Here is a 16,960-nt window from a genome sequence, read left to right as displayed (position 1 = left end):
GAATAAGTCCGGCACCTGCCGGTGAGAGATTCATGACTGATACGACCTCTGCGACTACACCCCGCGCGCCCAGCAACTCGCTCTCTACCTGGTTTGCGACCTGCCCGCGTGGCATCGAAACGCTGCTGGCCGATGAGCTGACGGCTCTGGGTGCCGAGGTGACTGGCACGACCGTCGCTGGCGTACACTTCAACGGTAGCCAGGAAACCGCCTACCGCACCATCCTGTGGTCGCGACTGGCCAACCGCATCATTCGTCTGCTCACTCGCGTGGGTGGCGTCGACACCGGCGAGCAACTGCGCAAGGCGAGTGCGGGTGTCGATTGGGCGATGGAATTGCCGGATCGTGCGTCCATCGCCGTCGATTTCCACGGAACATGGAAAGACATTCGTCACACCTTCTTCGGTGCCCAGACCGTCAAGGACGGCATCGTCGAGGCGATGTTTGAGGAAGGCCGCAACAAGCCGACCGTCGATGGCAAGAATGCAGATCTGCGCATCTACGCGCACCTGCACAATGGCTACATCACCCTGGGCATCGACCTCGTGGGTCGGAGTCTGCATCAGCGTGGCTACCGTCCTGATCTCGCCCATGCGCCGCTGAAGGAAAACCTGGCGGCAGCCCTGCTGATGCGGGCCGACTGGCCGGCGCGTGCGGCGCGTGGCGAGAGCCTGGTCGACCCGATGTGCGGCTCCGGCACGTTGCTGATCGAAGCAGCCTTGATGGCGGCGGATATCGCGCCGCAGTCGCTGAACCAGGACTTCGCCTGCCGCCACTGGGGGCGCCATGACGAGCGCATCTGGAAGGGCCTGTGGGAAGAGATGGAGCAGCGTGCCATTGCCGGACGCCGCAAGGTCACCGCGCGTCTGTTCGGTCGCGATCACAGCCCGCAGGCGATTTCTGCCGCGCGCTCCAACGCCATGCGTGCCGGCATTCCGGCGCTGATCGAGCTGGAAGGTGCCTCCGTCGCCGAGCTGACCTGTCCCGAAGGCGCCACCACTGGCCTGGTGATGACCAACCCGCCCTACGGTGAGCGTCTGGGCGAGCTGCCGGCACTGGTGCCGCTCTACGCAAGCCTCGGTGAGCGCATGAAGCGTCACTTCGGCGGCTGGACGCTGGGCATGTTCACCGGCAATCCGGATCTCGGCCACCGCCTCGGCCTGCGTGCGCATCGTCAGTACGCCTTCCGCAACGGTCAGCTCGACTGCAAGCTGTTGATGATCGATGTGGCGGCGCGAGAGCGTGCGGTCGACGAGGACAGCGTGGCCGAAGATGCCCGCAGTCAGCCCGCGCTGAGCGAGGGCGGCCAGATGTTCGCCAATCGCCTCAAGAAGAACCAGAAGTCATTGGCACGCTGGCTCAAGCAGAGCGGTACCACCTGTTATCGCCTCTACGATGCCGATATGCCGGAGTACGCGCTGGCCATCGATATCTATGGCCGTCACGTGCACGTGCAGGAATACACGCCGCCCAAGTCCGTGGATGCCAGTCAGGCGCAGCGCCGCCTGATGGATGCATTGGCGGCGATTCCGCAGGTACTGGGCTGCTCGCCCAACGATATCCATATCAAGCAACGCACGCGTCAGGCGGGCAAGGCGCAGTACACGCGTCAGGACAGCTCCGGTCAGCGTATCGAGGTGCAGGAAGGCGATGCCCGGCTGTGGGTGAATCTCAAGGACTACCTGGATACTGGCCTGTTCCTGGATCACCGTCCGGTGCGCAAGCTGCTGGGCAAGGAAGCGGACGGCAAGCGGGTGCTCAATCTGTTCTGCTATACCGCGACGGCCACCGTGCATGCGGTGCTGGGCGGTGCCAGCGAGAGCGTCAGCGTCGACATGTCCAATACCTATCTGGACTGGGGGCGCGAGAACTTCAAGCTCAACGGCATCAGCGAGAAACGCCATCAGCTGGTGCGTGCCGACTGCCTGAAGTGGCTGGAGCGCTCCCGCGAGGAGTTCGACCTGATCTTCCTCGATCCGCCGACCTTCTCCAATTCCAAGAAGATGGAAGGCACCCTGGATATCCAGCGTGATCACGCGCGCCTGATCGACCTGGCGATGGCCAGTCTGGCGCCGGGCGGCACGCTGATCTTCTCCAACAACCATCGTCGCTTCGTGATGGATGACAGCGTCAGCCAGCACCATGTGGTGGAAGACCTGTCGCGCAAGCTGCTGGACCCGGACTTCAAGCGTCGTCCGGATATCCACCACGTCTTCCGCATCCGTCGCGCCAGCGATGTGAAGGGCTGAGCGATGGCCAGCGTCCCGCTGTGGCTCTACACCACGGCGGGCTGTCATCTGTGTGCTCGGCTGGAAGCCACGCTGCAGGCGCTGGGGGCGGATGTCACGCTCACGCGGGTCGAGATCGCCTTCGATGCGCAGCTGAGCGAGCGTTACGCGACGCGCATCCCTGTACTGGCGAGCGCATCGGGTGCGGAGTATTCGCTGGCCGATGGCGAAGAGGTGTTGCCGGAGTGGTTGCGTGCGCAGGGCGTCGAGCAGCGCCTCGAGCAGGGTGTCGAAATCACGCCCCCGGCCGAGCACGACTCAGCCACTGAGCCGCAGAGCCCCGCCCTGCGCAACGGGCGTCGCTTTCTGCGCTGAGCGGCGCAGACGTGTCGCTATAAGCTGGTGCAAAAAGACCGCCGCTACCTCAGGGTAGCGGCGGTCTTTTCGTGTCCGGCACCGTGCTGCGTACTAGCTCTCCAGCAGCGACATCTGGCGCATGGCGTCTTCGGCTTCCGGGCTATCGGCCGTGGCCTCCAGCACCTTGGTGTAGCCGCGTGAGGCCTGGATGTGGGCGAGGTCGCTGACCCAGGTCATGGCCTGCTCGTGGCTTTCGGCGAGATCGTGCTTCAATCCGCCGAACTGGGTGCCGATCTGGCCCCATGAGCGGCTGACGATCCAGTCGCCGAACATGTCCTGATGCACATGGACCAGAACGTAATCGTGGTGGCTTTCCCAGCGGATGATCACGCGTGACTCCCGAGGCGAAACGATGGTGGCTGGACTCAATCATGAGCTTGTGACGCCCGTTGCGTGCGCCTAAGATGGCACGGCGGCGGGCAAGCAAGCATACCATTGTAATCTTCACGTGCCTTGCGGCAAGGTGTGAAGTCACTCAGGCGCTCATGCTGGCCCGTGAACCCGCAGCGACACTCATTGCCACAGCAAGGAAAGGCAACAGATGCACATCATCGTGGACGATAACGTCCCTCTGGCAGAGGAATTCTTCTCCGAACTGGGAGAGGTGACCTGCATGCCGACTCGCGAGATCACCAATGCCGTCCTCAAGGACGTCGACATGCTGATCTGTCGCTCTACCTTGCGCGTGGATCAGGCGCTGTTGGAAGGAACGCGGGTGCGCTTCGTCGGCTCGCCGATCATCGGCACCGACCATGCCGATCTCGAATGGCTCGCGGCCAACGATATCCACTTCACCAACGCGCCGGGCTGCAATGCCGACTCGGTGGTGGATTACGTGCTGTCGTCGCTGTGGCATCTGGCCGAGCAGGAAGGGCTGGACCTGCAGCTGGACCGCCGCTTCGGCGTGGTCGGGGCCGGCCAGGTCGGGTCACGGCTGGTCAAGCGTCTCGAGTCGCTGGGTGCCGAGGTGCTGGTCTGTGACCCGCCGCGCGCCGCGCTTGAGGGCCAGAGCGATGAGCGCCCCGAGAAGTCCCGCTTCGTGGGCCTCGATGAGCTGGTCGCCAAGTGTGATGTCATCTGCGTGCACACCCCGATGGTCACCGGTGGCGAGCATCCGACCCATCATCTGATCAATGCCGAGCGTATCCGCGCCATGAAGCCCGGCAGCGTGCTGCTGAGTGCCGGCCGCGGAGGCTGTGTCGATACCGCGGCGCTCAAGCAGCGCCTCAAGGAGCAGGCTGATCTGCTGACCGTGCTGGATGTGTGGGAAAACGAGCCGGGTATCGATGCCGAGCTGGCCGCACTGGTGGACATCGCCACGCCGCACATCGCCGGGCATAGCCTGGATGGCAAGATGCAGGGCACCGAGATCATCTATCAGCAGGCCTGTCGTCACTTCGGACTGCCCGCGCGCCGCAAGCTGGGTCAGCTCAAGCCGGACCCGTGGCTGCGCAAGCTGGTGCTGACGGGCTGGGCGCCGCCGGAAGAGGCGCTGGGGCTCTGCGTACGCGCCTGCTATGACGTGCGCCGCGATGCGCTGGGCCTGCGTCGCTATCAGCGTCGTTTCGGCAATGCCGAGGGCTTCGTGCGTTATCGACGGGAATATCCGCTGCGTCGCGAGTTCTCCACGCTGCGCGTCGAGCTCAAGAAGAATGCCCGCGAACTGCGAGAGGTGCTCGAGGGCTTCGGCTTCTCCCGCGTCAAGCTGGTCAGCAAATGATCACGGCGTGATTCGCAAGCCGCCCTGGAACGCCCCTGTCAGCTCTGCTGGCGGGGGCGTTCGCGTTGTGGAGGTCGCTTGACGGATGAGGACCTTGCCGCATGCCTGAATCCCTGACCGTTTCGGTCTTCGACCTTGGTCGATATAATGCGGCCCAGATCGCTTGGCGACACGCGCCGGGGCTGGCCTTGACGGCATGCCCCGCCTGACGCCGCGGCGTTGCTCCCCATTCTCCGTGTCTTCTGCCATGCCCGTCACCACGCGGCGTGTCGGCGTCCTCATTTCTTGAAGATGGTGTCTTGAATGCAACAACACCCTGATAACTCTGCTGAGGACAGCGGCTATCGTCCGCCTTCTCTGCTGGATGCCCTGATTCCCATCGTGCTGGTCATCGCCATGCTGGTGCTGGCGGTGGTGCTGTTCGGTGCCGATGCCTCCTGGGGGCCCAATCAGGTCGCGCTGCTGTCCGGCGCGATGATCGCGGGCCTGATCGGTCTCAAGAACGGCTATCGCTGGAGCGATATCGAAGAGGGGATCAACAAGGGCATCCAGATCTCGCTGGGTGCGATCCTGATCCTGCTGGCGGTCGGCGCGATGATCGGCACCTGGATTCTCGGCGGCACCGTGCCGGCGATGATCTATTACGGTCTGGACGTGATCGCGCCGCAGTACTTCTATGCCTCCGCCTGTCTGCTGTGCGCGCTGGTGGCGCTGTCGGTGGGCAGCTCGTGGACGGTCGCCGGTACCATCGGCATCGGCCTGATCGGCATCGCCGATGGCCTGGGGCTGTCCGAGGCGATCACCGCCGGCGCGGTGATTTCCGGGGCCTACTTCGGTGACAAGCTCTCGCCGCTGTCCGATACCACCAATCTGGCGCCGGCAGCGGCCGGCACCACGCTGTTCGCACATATTCGTCACATGCTGTGGACGACCGTGCCCAGCATCCTGCTCGCGCTGGCAGGCTTTCTGTGGCTCGGCCACGACTCCGTCTCCAGTCTGCAGACGCCGGAGCAGGTCGCCAATCTGCGTGCCCAGCTGGGCGAGCAGTTCAACATCGGCCTGCACCTGCTGATTCCGCTCCTGGTGCTGCTGGTGATGGCCGTGCGTCAGATGCCCGCCTTCCCGGCGATCTTCATCGGCGCGGCGCTGGGCGCCGTCTTCGCGGTCATCTTCCAGCCGCAGGCGGTGGTGGGGCTGGCAAGCGTCACTGACATGTCCACTGCCATGGCGCTGCTCAAGGGGGTGTGGATGTCGATGTTCGATGGCTATGTCTCCCACAGCGGTGATGAGGTGATCGACTCGCTGCTCTCCAAGGGCGGCATGAGCAGCATGCTCAACACCGTGTGGCTGATCCTGTCGGCGATGACCTTCGGCGGCGTGATCGAACGCCTCGGCCTGCTGGAGCGTCTGGTGCAGAGCCTTCTGGGCGCCACACGCAATGCCGGTTCGCTGGTCATCACCACGCTGGGGACCTGCCTGGCCTCCAACGTGGTGACCGGCGATCAGTACATCTCGGTCATCCTGCCGGGGCGCATGTATCGCGCCGAGTTCCGTCGCCGCCGCCTGGCGCCGGTCAACCTGTCACGCGCGCTGGAAGACTCCGGCACCATCACCTCGCCGCTGATTCCCTGGAACAGCTGCGGTGCCTACATGGCGGCCACCCTGGGCGTCGCGACCTTGAGCTACCTGCCCTTTGCACTGTTCAACCTGATCAATCTGGCGCTGGCAGTGGCCTACGCCATGGTCGGCTTCAAGCTGGAGCGCCTTGAGGAGGGCGAGGGGGCTGAAGGCGTGGAGCCGACGCCGCTGGCCGAGTCACTGGTGCTGGATACGCCCCACGAGACCTCGGAGTCACGCTGACTCAGCCCTGAGGGGTAAAGAGAAAAAGCCCGCCACGTGGATCACGTGGCGGGCTTTTTTTGCGGCTCACAGGCGCGGCAAATTCGTTCTACTCAGCGCTCAATCCGCGCACTGGTGCTGCATGAGACGCGCGAGGAAGTCACGGTATCGCTCAAGTTCCGCCATCTCGATGTATTCGTCTGCCTTGTGGGCCTGTGCGATGGAGCCGGGCCCACACACGACGGTGGAGAAGCCGCGATCCTGGAACCAGCCCGCTTCCGAGCAGAAGCCGACGCCACAGCGTTCACTCTGTCCCGTCAGGGCGAAGGCCAGCGCCTCTGCCTTGCCGTCGGGTTCCGGGGTGAGTGCCGGCACCGAGGCATAGTCCTCCAGTGTCTGGATGCGGCAGTCGGCTGAATGCTGCTGCATCTCGCGCGCCAGTTGTGCGGTGAAGTCATCGAAGCGTGCACGCACCGCGTCAGGCGGATCACTGGGCAGATTGCGCAGCTCCCAATGCAGACGAGCGTCCTTGGCAATGATATTGGGGGCATTGCCGCCCTGCATGGCGCTGACGTGCAGGGTGGAATAGGGCGGCTCGAACAGCTCTCCCCGGATGGCACTGGTGCGCAGCTCGTTTGCCGTGCGCTCGAGTTCCGAGATGATGCGCGCGGCGTAGAAGGTGGCCGAGACGCCAAGGTCTGGCCGGCTCGAATGGGCCGGGACGCCAGTCACCTCCGTGCGCCAGGAGTGCACGCCCTTGTGCGCTGACACCACGCGGCCTTGCGTCGGCTCGCCGATGATGACGGCGGCGACCTCGGGCAGTGTCTCGCGCATGTGGTCGATCAGCGGCAGGCAGCCCATGCAGGTGCTTTCTTCGTCATAGGAGAAGGCGAGATGGATCGGCCGCTTGAGAGGCGATGCGAGAAACTGCGGCACCATCGCCAGACACAGCGCGATGAAGCCCTTCATGTCCACCGAGCCGCGACCGTACAGGCGCCCCTCCTTGAGCGTGGCCTGGTACGGGTCCTGCGACCAGGTCTGCCCCGTGACGGGCACGGTGTCGGTGTGACCGGAAAGCACCACGCCCCCGGCGACAGGCGGCCCTATCGTCGCCAGCAGTGAGGCCTTGTCGCCTTCGGCATTCGCCAGCACGGTCGCCTGGATGCCGTGCTCGGCCAGCAGGTCACGCACGAAGTGGATCAGCGCCAGATTGGAGCGGTCCGACGTGGTATCGAAGGCGATGAGGCGAGTGAGGATGTCGAGGGTACGTTGCATGTCAGGCCTCATGAAGCGTGGCGTTTATCGAGTGTGCGAAAGCCGAGGGTGATCAGTCCCGCGATGACGAGATAGATTAAGGCCATCAGCAGCAGCGGCTCGTAGACGATATAGGTTTCCTGGCGGATACGCCCGAAGACGGCATAGGTATCGATGGCGGAAATGGTCGCGACCAGTGGCGTCGCCTTGAGCTGGATGATCAGCTCGCCATTCAGCGTGGGCAATACCCGTTGTACGGCTCTGGGCAGCCAGATGCGCCGGAGAATGCTGAAGGGAGACATGCCCAGCGAGCGAGCCGCTTCAAGTTCGCCGCGCGGTACGCCGGCAAGGGCGCCGCGCATGATCTCGCCTTCATAGCCCGCGAACGACAGGGTCAAGGCACAGAAGGCGTAGATCCACGGATCTGCCAGCACCGACCACAACCAGCTGCCACGCAAGCCGGGGATATACGGAAACAGAGACCCCAGTCCGTAGTAGAGAATCCACAGCTGCAGCAGCAGCGGGGTACCGCGAATCAGATTGCAGAATCCTCGCGCCAGCCACGCCAGCGGACGTGGCCCTCGTGCCTGCGCCAGCCCCAGCGGGATGGCCAGCAGGAAGCCCGCCACACTGGTGGAGACCAGCAGTATAAGCGTCAGCAGTATGCCTTTGCCGATCTCGCCGCGGTACTGGGCGACCCACTCCCAGTGCATCTGGGTGCCGATCGCCATCAGGATGGCAGCGACAATCGCGATCAGGATGAGGCGATGGGGCGGAAGTCTGGGCTCAGCCATGGTGGGCCCCCTTGTCCATGCGACGTTCCAGTGTCTTGAACAGCAGGTTGGAGGCAAGCGATACGATCAGATAAAGCACCCCCGCGGCGCCGAGAAACAGCAGGTAATGACGGGTGGAACCGGCCGCCTGACGCGAGGCCAGTGTCAGTTCCGTGAAGCCCACGACCGCCAGCAGTGCGGTGTCCTTGGTCGCGATCAGCCATAGATTGGAGAGGCCTGGCAGGGCGCCTGGCAGCAACAATGGCAGCGTGATGCGGCGCAGGATGGTGAAGGGCGCCATGCCATGCGCCAGTGCGGCCTCATGCATTCCCTTGGGGATGGCATTGATGTCGCCGCGGATGACTTCGGTGGCATAGGCGCCCTGCACCAGAGCGATGACGGCCACCCCGGCGACGAAGGGGCTGATCTCGAGGGGGCCGAGGCCGACGGCGCTCGCTAGATGGTTCAGGGCATCCGGCGCTGCGAAATACACCAGCAGGATCAGTACCAGCTCGGGAACCGCGCGTATCACCGTCGTATAGCCGGTGAGCAGATCCCGGGTGACGGGGCCACCCGAGATCTTGCCCGCAGCGCCCGCCATGCCGATCACCAGGCCAATCAGATAGCCGCTCGCCGCTACCTGCAGCGATAGCACCAGACCATCCAGCAGAGCGCCTCCCCAGCCCGGCGGCGTCAGCGACAGCAGCTCGCCGATGCTCATGTTGCGATAGTCAGCCATGCAATTTCCTCATGCGGTATGGCGAAGTCGAGACGAGGGCGGCTTCAATCTCCGTAGATGTCGAAGTCGAAGTACTGCTTGCTGATCTCGTCATAACGCCCGCTGGCACGAATCTCGGCGATACCGGCATTCAGGCGCTCCAGCAGCTCGCTGTCGCCCTTGCGCACGCCGAATCCGACGCCGGACCCCAGGATGCTCTCGTCGTGCGCGACATTGCCCTTCATGTCACAGCACAGTTCGCCATCGTCGCTCGCGAGATAGTCATCCAGCACGAGGATGTCGGCCAGGGTGGCATCGATGCGTCCGGCGAACAGGTCCTGGTTGGCCTCATCCTGGGTCTGGTATTCACGCACTCGAGTGTCGGGGAAGTGGCGCTTGGCATAGGTCTGATGAATGGAGGCCGACTGCACGCCCAGTGTCTTGCCGGCCAGTCCTTCTGGCGTCGGCGTGATCTCGTCGCCCTTGGCACCCATGACGGCAGCGCTGGTCTGGTAGTACTTGTCCGAGAAGTCGATGACCTTGCGGCGCTGCTCGGTGATGGAGAGTGAAGCGGCGATCGCATCGATCTTGCGCGTGGTCAGCGCCGGAATCAGGCCATCCCAGGAGGAGGTGACAATCTCGCACTCAAGCTCTGCCGCGGCGCAGACGGCATTGGCGATATCGACTTCCCAGCCGGTCACGCTGCCATCGGACTGCAGGGTGGCGAACGGCGGGTAGGGCTCACTGGCGAAGCCGACACGTACGACGTCGGCCTGGGCTACGGTGCTCAGAGACAGGGCGATGGCCCCGAGAGATGCGATAGCGGACAGGGTTTTCATTGTTGGTCTTCTCCTGGTTCAGGTAATCGAGCCGATGAACTGCTTGAGGCGCTCGGAAGAGGGGGAGCGGAATATCTGGTCGGGGGTGCCCTGGGCCTCGATGTTGCCCTGGTCGAGGAAGATGACCTTGTTCGCGACATCAGCGGCGAACTTCATCTCATGGGTGACGATGACCATGGTGCGTCCTTCGGCAGCCAGGTCGCGCATCACCTCGAGCACCTCGCCGACAAGTTCGGGGTCCAGTGCCGAGGTCGGTTCATCGAAGAGCAGCACCTCCGGCGACATGGCCAGGGCTCTGGCGATGGCGCCACGTTGCTGCTGGCCGCCGGAAAGCGTTCTCGGGTTGGCCTGGCGGTGGGAGTAAAGCCCGACGCGCTCCAGCAGCTGGTGAGCATGCTCCCGAGCTTCTGCGCGGGACTGACCGAGCACCTGCATCGGCGCTTCCATGAGGTTCGCTTCGAGGCTCATGTGAGGCCAGAGATTGAAGTTCTGGAAGACCATCGCCAGGCGAGCTCGCAGCAGACGCAGCTGTCGGCGATTGACGGGTTCGAGTCGCTGACCGCGCCGCCGCAGCGCCACGTCCTCGCCCAGCAGGCGCAAGGACCCGTCGCTGGGTGTCTCGAGCAGGTTGATGCAGCGCAGCAGGGTGGACTTGCCCGAGCCGCTGCTGCCGATCAGTGAGATCACATCACCACGCTGGGCGGTGAGGTCGATGCCCTTGAGGACTTCGCGTCCAGCAAAGGATTTCCAGAGTCCGCGAATGTCGATGACGGCATCGTCATTCTTGTCGGTCAACGGGGTGGCAGGGGAGTGAGGCACGCGCGAGTCCTCTGATTGATCTTGTTGTTATGCACTCGGGTACTGACTATGCAGTTGCATAAAGTCATGTGCCTGTATAAAACTATGCATCTGTATAAAAATTATGCATCTGTATAACATTCGAGTCAATTGCGACTGACAGACCATCAAAATGAGGTTTCCTCCATGTCGAATACCCCCGCCTCCTCCCGGTTCGGTTGCCACTCAATGGCCGCTCGAATGACGCGTGTCCTGATGCGCCGTCCTGGCGACAGCCTGCGCAATGCCGATCCGGCGGTCTGGCATTACAACCACTACTTCAATGCCGAGAAAGCCATCAGTCAGTACCAGGCTCTGGTCGAGATGGTGGAGGAGAGCGGTGCCGAGATCGTCTGGATGGAGGACACCAATGACGGGCTGTCAGATGCCATGTTCACCCGCGATGCCTCGGTGGTGACGCGTGCCGGCGCCGTGCTGTTCCAGATGGGCAAGCCGCTGCGCAAGGACGAACCGAATCGGCATGGTCAGGTCTATGAGCAGGCCGGCATTCCGGTCATCGGTCGCCTGGAAGGTGAGGCGGCCATCGAGGGGGGCGACACCCTGTGGCTGGATGAGAACACCCTTGTCGTCGGCATGGGCTTCCGCTCCAATCGGGAGGGCGTGCGTCAGCTCAACGCGCTGCTCAATCCGCATGGTATCGAGGTGCTGGGCTTCGACCTGCCCGTCTGGGAGGGCGAGGCGGCCTGCCTGCATCTGATGTCGGTTATCTCGCCGCTGGCGGATGACACCTATCTGGTACATCCCAAGTTGATCCCTGCTGCACTCTGGACCTTGATGAAAGCGCGCGGTATCCGCTTCGTGATTGCCCCGGAAGAGGAGTTCCATCAGTCGCTGGGGCTGAGCCTCAATGTCATGCCGTTGGCACCGAATGATTGCGTGATGATCGATGGCTTCCCCGGCACGCGTGCCGTGATGGAAGCCGCCGGCGTACGTGTGCGCACTTTTGAAGGTGACGCCCTGTGCATGGCGTGCGAAGGTGGCCCCACCTGCCTGACCAATCCGATTCTGCGCGAGGGGTAATTCACGTTCCATGGCCAGTCGTCGAGACAACAATGCCCGAGAGGATGACCTGATCGAAGCGACCCTGACCTGCATTGCCAGCGAGGGAATCTCGCGCACGACAGTGCGGCGTGTCGCCGAATATGCCGGTGTCTCGAATGGGTTGATCCGCTTCTATTTCGAAGGCAAGGACAACATGCTCTACGCGGCCTATCGCCGCTTTCTTGAGCGCCTGCTGTCCGATGCCTCCGACACGATAGAAGGGCGAGAGCTGGCACCTCATGCGAGGTTGAAGGCCTTTCTTGAGGCCAATCTGTCACCGCCGATCGTGACGCCGCAGACGTTGTTGCTGTGGGCCAACTTTCTGCCGCTCACCTATGGCGACCCTCGCATGGCGGAGATTCGCCGCGAGGCCTATCGCGAAACGACCGAGCTGTTCCGTCATCTGGTGGAGGACGTTCTGGTGGCGGAAGGGCGTCAGGAAGACGAGACCCGGCTGCAGCATCTGACCATCGCGCTCAACGGGCTGGTCGATGGCCTGTGGATCGAGGGTGCCCTGCGGGGTGACTCGCTGAACGTGGGCGAGATGCAACAGATCGGCCTCGACGCTGCCGTGAATCTGCTGGGGCTGTCGGGGTGGGAAGCGTTGGCGTGAGGGGCGGCATGTCGAGCGGCGCCCACTGACAGAAAAGCCCGCCACGTGGATCACGTGGCGGGCTTTTTGCTGTCTGCAGGGGCCATTCAGTCCGTGCAGGATTGGCGGAGCTTACTTGTAGGCAGCGGCCTTGAGCGCGGCGATACGGTCATCCAGCGGCGGGTGGCTGGCGAACAGTTGCTCCATCAGCTTGCGGCTCTTGCCGGTGGTGATGGCGAAGGCGGTCATGGTGTCGGGCATCTGGTCCGGCAGCTCATGTTCCTGCTTGAGGCGAGCCAGGGCGTTGATCATCGAGCCGCTGCCCGCCAGGCCTGCGCCTGCGGCATCGGCACGGTATTCGCGCCAGCGCGAGAACCAGGCGACGATCATCGAGGCCACCAGGCCCAGCACCATTTCCAGCACGAACACGACCGCCATGTAGCCGAAGAAGCCCAGGCCACCGTTCTCGTCATCGCGCTTGAGGAAGGCGTCGATGGCGTGTGCGGCGATACGCGCGAAGAACATCACGAAGGTGTTCACCACGCCCTGGATCAGCGTCAGCGTCACCATGTCGCCGTTGGCGACGTGACCGATCTCGTGCGCCAGCACGGCGCGCACTTCCTCGGGACGCATGCGATTGAGCAGGCCGGCCGAGACGGCGACCAGCGCATCATTGCGGTTCCAGCCGGTGGCGAAGGCATTGGATTGCTGCGCCGGGAAGATGCCGACTTCCGGCATCTTGATGCCAGCGTCGCGCGCCAGTTCTCCGACGGTGTCCAGCAGCCAGCGCTCGGTGTCGTTCTGCGGCTGTTCGATGATCACGGTGCCAGTCGAGGACTTGGCCATCGTCTTGGACAGGAACAGCGAGATCACGGAACCGGCCATGCCGATGATGAAGCAGAAGATCAGCAGCGCCGTGTAGTTGATGCCGTTGGCTTCCATGTAGCCATCGAAGCCCAGCAGGCGCAGCGTGACACTGGCCAGCAGCACCACCGCCAGGTTGGTGATCAGGAAAAGGGCTATCCGCATCATGGGGTCAGGTCTCCAATGCCAATATATCGGTAGGGCGCAATTATCTGCCCGCGATACTGACAGTGAGATGAATCACTGGCGGTGGCGCGGGCAGAATTTGCGTCGACAGTCTGCAAGGACGGTCTGCAAGGACAGCAAGGTATCACCACTGGAGGCGATCTGCGTAGCCCCTTGATCGCGGGGGCTGGGCCGACGTCAGGCCTTGCGACGTCGCGCCAGGAAGCGGCCGAGGCGTTCGATGGCTTCTTCCAGCTGGTCGGCGTAGGGCAGGGTGACGATGCGCAGGTGGTCCGGATTCGGCCAGTTGAAGGCGGTGCCCTGCACCAGCAGCATCTTCTCTTCCAGCAACAGCTCCAGCACCATCTGCTGGTCGTCCTCGAAGGGATACATCTCGGGGTCGAGCCGCGGGAACATGTAGAGCGCGCCCTTGGGCTTCACGCAGCTGACGCCGGGAATCTCGTTGAGCTTCTTCCAGGCCGCGTCACGCTGGGCCAGCAGGCGCCCGCCCGGCAGTACCAGGTCATTGATCGACTGATAGCCGCCGAGCGCCGTCTGGATGGCGTGCTGCGCCGGCACATTGGCGCACAGGCGCATGCTGGCCAGCATGTCGAGGCCGGAGATGAAGTCGGCCGCCGGGCGCTTGTCGCCGGAGAGAATCATCCAGCCGGAGCGGAAGCCCGCGCAGCGATAGCTCTTGGACAGACCGTTCATGGTCACGACCAGCAGGTCATCGGCCAGCGCGCCGGTGGAGACGTGCTCGGTACCGTCGTAGAGGATCTTGTCGTAGATCTCGTCAGAGAACACCACCAGACCGAATTCGCGCGCGACCTGCAGGATGTCCTTCACCACCGCGGGCGGATAGACCGCGCCGGTCGGGTTGTTCGGATTGATCAGCACGATGCCCTTGGTGTGGCTGGTCACCTTGGCGCGGATGTCCTCGATGGAGGGCGCCCAGTCCTGGGCTTCGTCACACAGATAGTGTACGGCGCGACCACCGGCCAGGTTGGCGGCAGCAGTCCATAGCGGGTAATCCGGCGCCGGCACCAGCAGCTCGTCGCCATCATCAAGCAATGCCTGCATGGCCAGCACGATCAATTCCGAGACGCCGTTGCCGACGTAGATGTCCTCGATCCCGACACCCTGGATATCCTTGCGCTGGCACTCCTGCATGATCGCCTTGCGCGCAGAGTAAAGCCCCTTGGAATCACAATAGCCCTGCGCTGTCGGCAGGTTGCGCATCACGTCCTGCAGAATCTCTTCCGGTGCCTCGAATCCGAAGGGCGCCGGGTTGCCGATATTGAGCTTGAGAATGCGATGGCCCTCGTCCTCGAGACGCTTGGCGTGTTCGAGAACCGGCCCGCGAATGTCATAGCAGACGTTGTCCAGCTTGTGTGACTTGCGAATTTCGCGGGGCTTTCTTTGCTCGGTATCCATGATGCTTTCCGTAGATCTCCGTCACGTAAGGTGTAGGGGCGAGCGTCCAGCATATCGCGCCGCTGGCCTGCCGCGCCACGGCCAAGGGCCAATAGCGTGGTTAAATTTGTGGTTTGAGATGTTCAGGCAGAAAAAAATCCCGCCAGAGGTTTTCTGGCGGGATTTTCAACTGGCATTCAGGCGTGTTCCGCGGACGGGAGCCAGACGAGGGTCGCGTTAGCGCCTTGTTCTGGTAGCGTTATTCGCTCTCTTGCTCACGCGTTTCGGCTCCATCTTCTGTCTCGCCACTGGCTTCCGGTACCGGCTCGGCAGGAATGTCGGCGGGCGTTTCCAGTGTCAGGCGCCCGAGTTTGCCATCGCGCAGCTCATGCAGCAGCACCTCGGCACCGCGGTGCAGGTCGATGATGCCACCGGCACGCAGGCCACCGCGCTTGCTGGCGATCTCTTCCAGAATCGCGACTCCATTGAAGCCGGACAGCGCCATCAGATCGACCTTGCGCGGGCCATCACTCTCGACTCGCTCGGCGTCAGGGTTGGCGCTGTAGGCCGGCAGTGACTTCAGCTTGTAGCGTGCGGTCAGCTCCGTGGGGTAGCGCTTGGCCAGCTCGGCCGCGACGATCACCGCCACATCGGTGTAATCGATGGCGGTGTCGCGGATCGCGCCGCTGCCGGCCAGGCGATAGGCGCTGGCCTGGTCTTCGATCTTCGGCCACATCACCCCGGGGGTATCGATCAGGGCGATGCCACCGTCGATGCGAATCTTCTGCTGGCGCTTGGTGACGGCGGGCTCGTTGCCGGTCTTGGCGATCTTGCGACCCGCCAGACCATTGATCAGCGTCGACTTGCCGACGTTGGGGATGCCCATCACCATCACGCGCGCATCACGATCGACGCGGATATGTCCGGCCATCTCACGGCACAGGCGCGGAATCTGCTTGAGATCACGCGCCTCAAGCGTGGTGATCGCCAGTGCGCGGGTGTTGGGCAGGGCATCGAAATACTCGACCCACTCGCGGGTGCGTACCGGGTCCGCCAGATCGGCGCGGGACAGCAGCTTGAGTACCGGCTTGTGACGGGTCAGTTCGGACAGCACCGGATTGGTGCTGGAGTAGGGGAGGCGGGCATCGAGGACTTCGATGACCACGTCGATCTCGGGCAGCGCGTCCTTTATCTGACGGCGTGCCTTGTGCATATGTCCCGGATACCAGCCCAGCATGTCGCTTCTCTCCTGCCGTCAGGGGTATGACGGTTGTTCTGTCACCTCTGTCCTGCCTCCTTCTTCCCGCATGCCAGGGAAGGCGCTCATCCATCAGGGATGGCCCTACATGGCATGCGGGAGAGGAGGGGACGCGTATGGCGACGCATTCTATCAGAGGCGGCCTGGCCATGGAGGCGCGCTATCCGGTCATCACTGCCCAGCGCTCTATCGACTCTCCATGCCCCGGGCGTCAGGCGCGTATCGGCTTGAAGCGCAGCGCGACGGAGTTGATGCAGTAGCGCTGACCGGTGTCAGTCGGGCCATCCGGGAAGACGTGCCCCAGGTGGGACTCGCAGCGGCGACAGCGCACTTCCACGCGACGCATGCCATGGCTGGTATCGAAGTGCTCCTCGACGGCGGCATCGGCATAGGGGCGGTCGAAGCTCGGCCAGCCACAGCCGGAATCGAACTTGGTGTCGTTGTCGAACAGCTTGGCGTCACAGGCGATGCAGTGATAGGTACCCGGCGTCGGGCTGACTTCGTGATCGCCGGTGAAGGGGCGCTCGGTCCCTGCCTCGCGCGTCACCCGATATTGTTCCGGCGTCAGGCGCTTGCGCCACTCCTCTTCACTGCGAATCAACTTGTCCTGAGTCTGCGGGTCTTGTTCGCTCATGATCTCTTCTCTCTATCTATGCGTTTCTCGAATGGCGCTCGTGTGAACCTGCAAGCAAGTTCTCCTGCGCGGCAATTCGAAAAGAGTGACTGCCGGTCTTCACGCGAAACCCGGTACATACCCCAAGAATGCGGGCGTCAGGGCGTGACCACAAGCATGTGGTGGATGCACTTGGCCAACGCCGGAAAAATCCTGTTGAAGCAGGGGGTTGACGAAGGGGGAGGGTCTTTGTAATATACGCGCCACCTCGACGAGGCAAGAACGTTACGTCCCATTCGTCTAGTGGTCCAGGACACCGCCCTTTCACGGCGGTAACAGGGGTTCGAACCCCCTATGGGACGCCA

General features: G+C 63.2%; 16 protein-coding genes and 1 tRNA gene. 7 read left to right on the top strand and 10 right to left on the bottom strand.

Translation table 11 applies throughout. The features are described from left to right. The first annotated feature begins 32 nt into the window (after nt 1-32). The gene (gene rlmKL / locus MSG32_RS16590; protein WP_192837427.1) at nt 33-2,249 is read left to right on the top strand and encodes a bifunctional 23S rRNA (guanine(2069)-N(7))-methyltransferase RlmK/23S rRNA (guanine(2445)-N(2))-methyltransferase RlmL; all 2,217 of its coding nucleotides are present in this window, start codon (nt 33-35) and stop codon (nt 2,247-2,249) included. A 3-nt stretch (nt 2,250-2,252) separates the two neighbouring features. Then, the gene (locus tag MSG32_RS16585; RefSeq protein WP_248380811.1) at nt 2,253-2,603 is read left to right on the top strand and encodes a glutaredoxin family protein; all 351 of its coding nucleotides are present in this window, start codon (nt 2,253-2,255) and stop codon (nt 2,601-2,603) included. Nucleotides 2,604-2,696: 93 nt separating this feature from the next. On the opposite strand, the gene MSG32_RS16580 is transcribed toward MSG32_RS16585, so the two are convergent. After that, complete coding sequence (locus MSG32_RS16580; protein ID WP_043334304.1) at nt 2,697-2,975, bottom strand: WGR domain-containing protein; 279 nt, start codon at nt 2,973-2,975, stop codon at nt 2,697-2,699. Between the two features lie 211 nt (nt 2,976-3,186). Between MSG32_RS16580 and pdxB the strand changes: the two genes are divergently transcribed. Then, nucleotides 3,187-4,365 (top strand): 4-phosphoerythronate dehydrogenase PdxB, encoded by a 1,179-nt coding sequence (pdxB, locus tag MSG32_RS16575; protein WP_248380809.1) that lies wholly within the window; start codon nt 3,187-3,189, stop codon nt 4,363-4,365. A gap of 303 nt (nt 4,366-4,668) precedes the next feature. Continuing rightward, nucleotides 4,669-6,225, top strand: a complete 1,557-nt coding sequence (gene nhaC, locus MSG32_RS16570; RefSeq protein WP_064503312.1) for a Na+/H+ antiporter NhaC — start codon at nt 4,669-4,671, stop codon at nt 6,223-6,225. Nucleotides 6,226-6,324: 99 nt separating this feature from the next. On the opposite strand, the gene argE is transcribed toward nhaC, so the two are convergent. The 5 genes from argE to MSG32_RS16545 are packed head-to-tail and all read right to left on the bottom strand — an operon-like array spanning nt 6,325 to nt 10,607. Continuing rightward, the gene (argE, locus tag MSG32_RS16565; RefSeq protein WP_248380806.1) at nt 6,325-7,479 is read right to left on the bottom strand and encodes an acetylornithine deacetylase; all 1,155 of its coding nucleotides are present in this window, start codon (nt 7,477-7,479) and stop codon (nt 6,325-6,327) included. A gap of 8 nt (nt 7,480-7,487) precedes the next feature. Beyond that, nucleotides 7,488-8,252, bottom strand: coding sequence for an ABC transporter permease subunit (locus MSG32_RS16560; RefSeq protein WP_248380804.1), 765 nt, complete (start codon nt 8,250-8,252; stop codon nt 7,488-7,490). Continuing rightward, nucleotides 8,245-8,970 carry an ABC transporter permease subunit gene (locus MSG32_RS16555; RefSeq protein WP_248380802.1) on the bottom strand — a complete coding sequence of 242 codons (726 nt, stop codon included), beginning with the start codon at nt 8,968-8,970 and terminating at the stop codon, nt 8,245-8,247. The genes MSG32_RS16560 and MSG32_RS16555 overlap by 8 nt, the downstream gene beginning before the upstream one ends. A 44-nt stretch (nt 8,971-9,014) precedes the next feature. Further along, entirely contained in the window at nt 9,015-9,788 is a 774-nt protein-coding gene (locus tag MSG32_RS16550; RefSeq protein WP_248380800.1) for a transporter substrate-binding domain-containing protein, read from the bottom strand. Between the two features lie 18 nt (nt 9,789-9,806). Then, entirely contained in the window at nt 9,807-10,607 is an 801-nt protein-coding gene (locus MSG32_RS16545) for an amino acid ABC transporter ATP-binding protein (protein WP_279836777.1), read from the bottom strand. A 234-nt stretch (nt 10,608-10,841) separates the two neighbouring features. On the opposite strand from MSG32_RS16545, the gene MSG32_RS16540 reads away from it, so the two are divergent. Both MSG32_RS16540 and MSG32_RS16535 read left to right on the top strand, forming a co-directional pair. Continuing rightward, on the top strand, nt 10,842-11,666 hold the full coding sequence (locus tag MSG32_RS16540; RefSeq protein WP_242007688.1) for an arginine deiminase family protein: 825 nt from the start codon (nt 10,842-10,844) through the stop codon (nt 11,664-11,666). Nucleotides 11,667-11,676: 10 nt separating this feature from the next. Beyond that, nucleotides 11,677-12,300 (top strand): TetR family transcriptional regulator C-terminal domain-containing protein, encoded by a 624-nt coding sequence (locus MSG32_RS16535; RefSeq protein ID WP_043334296.1) that lies wholly within the window; start codon nt 11,677-11,679, stop codon nt 12,298-12,300. A gap of 111 nt (nt 12,301-12,411) precedes the next feature. Here MSG32_RS16535 and htpX read toward each other — a convergent pair whose 3' ends face one another. From htpX to msrB, 4 genes are all read right to left on the bottom strand, one after another. Continuing rightward, nucleotides 12,412-13,311 carry a protease HtpX gene (gene htpX / locus MSG32_RS16530; protein ID WP_107336103.1) on the bottom strand — a complete coding sequence of 300 codons (900 nt, stop codon included), beginning with the start codon at nt 13,309-13,311 and terminating at the stop codon, nt 12,412-12,414. Nucleotides 13,312-13,506: 195 nt separating this feature from the next. Continuing rightward, nucleotides 13,507-14,745, bottom strand: coding sequence for a pyridoxal phosphate-dependent aminotransferase (locus tag MSG32_RS16525; protein ID WP_043334294.1), 1,239 nt, complete (start codon nt 14,743-14,745; stop codon nt 13,507-13,509). A 238-nt stretch (nt 14,746-14,983) separates the two neighbouring features. Beyond that, nucleotides 14,984-15,961 (bottom strand): ribosome biogenesis GTPase YlqF, encoded by a 978-nt coding sequence (gene ylqF / locus MSG32_RS16520; protein WP_248380799.1) that lies wholly within the window; start codon nt 15,959-15,961, stop codon nt 14,984-14,986. A 232-nt stretch (nt 15,962-16,193) separates the two neighbouring features. Beyond that, a complete protein-coding gene (msrB, locus tag MSG32_RS16515; protein WP_043334292.1) occupies nt 16,194-16,616 on the bottom strand; it encodes a peptide-methionine (R)-S-oxide reductase MsrB in 423 nt (140 codons plus the stop codon). A 268-nt stretch (nt 16,617-16,884) separates the two neighbouring features. On the opposite strand from msrB, the gene MSG32_RS16510 reads away from it, so the two are divergent. After that, nucleotides 16,885-16,960, top strand: a tRNA-Glu gene (locus MSG32_RS16510).

It is taken from the genome of Cobetia sp. 1CM21F, from assembly GCF_023161745.1.
Lineage (GTDB): Bacteria > Pseudomonadota > Gammaproteobacteria > Pseudomonadales > Halomonadaceae > Cobetia > Cobetia amphilecti.
This window is presented reverse-complemented; position numbering and strand designations above follow the sequence as displayed.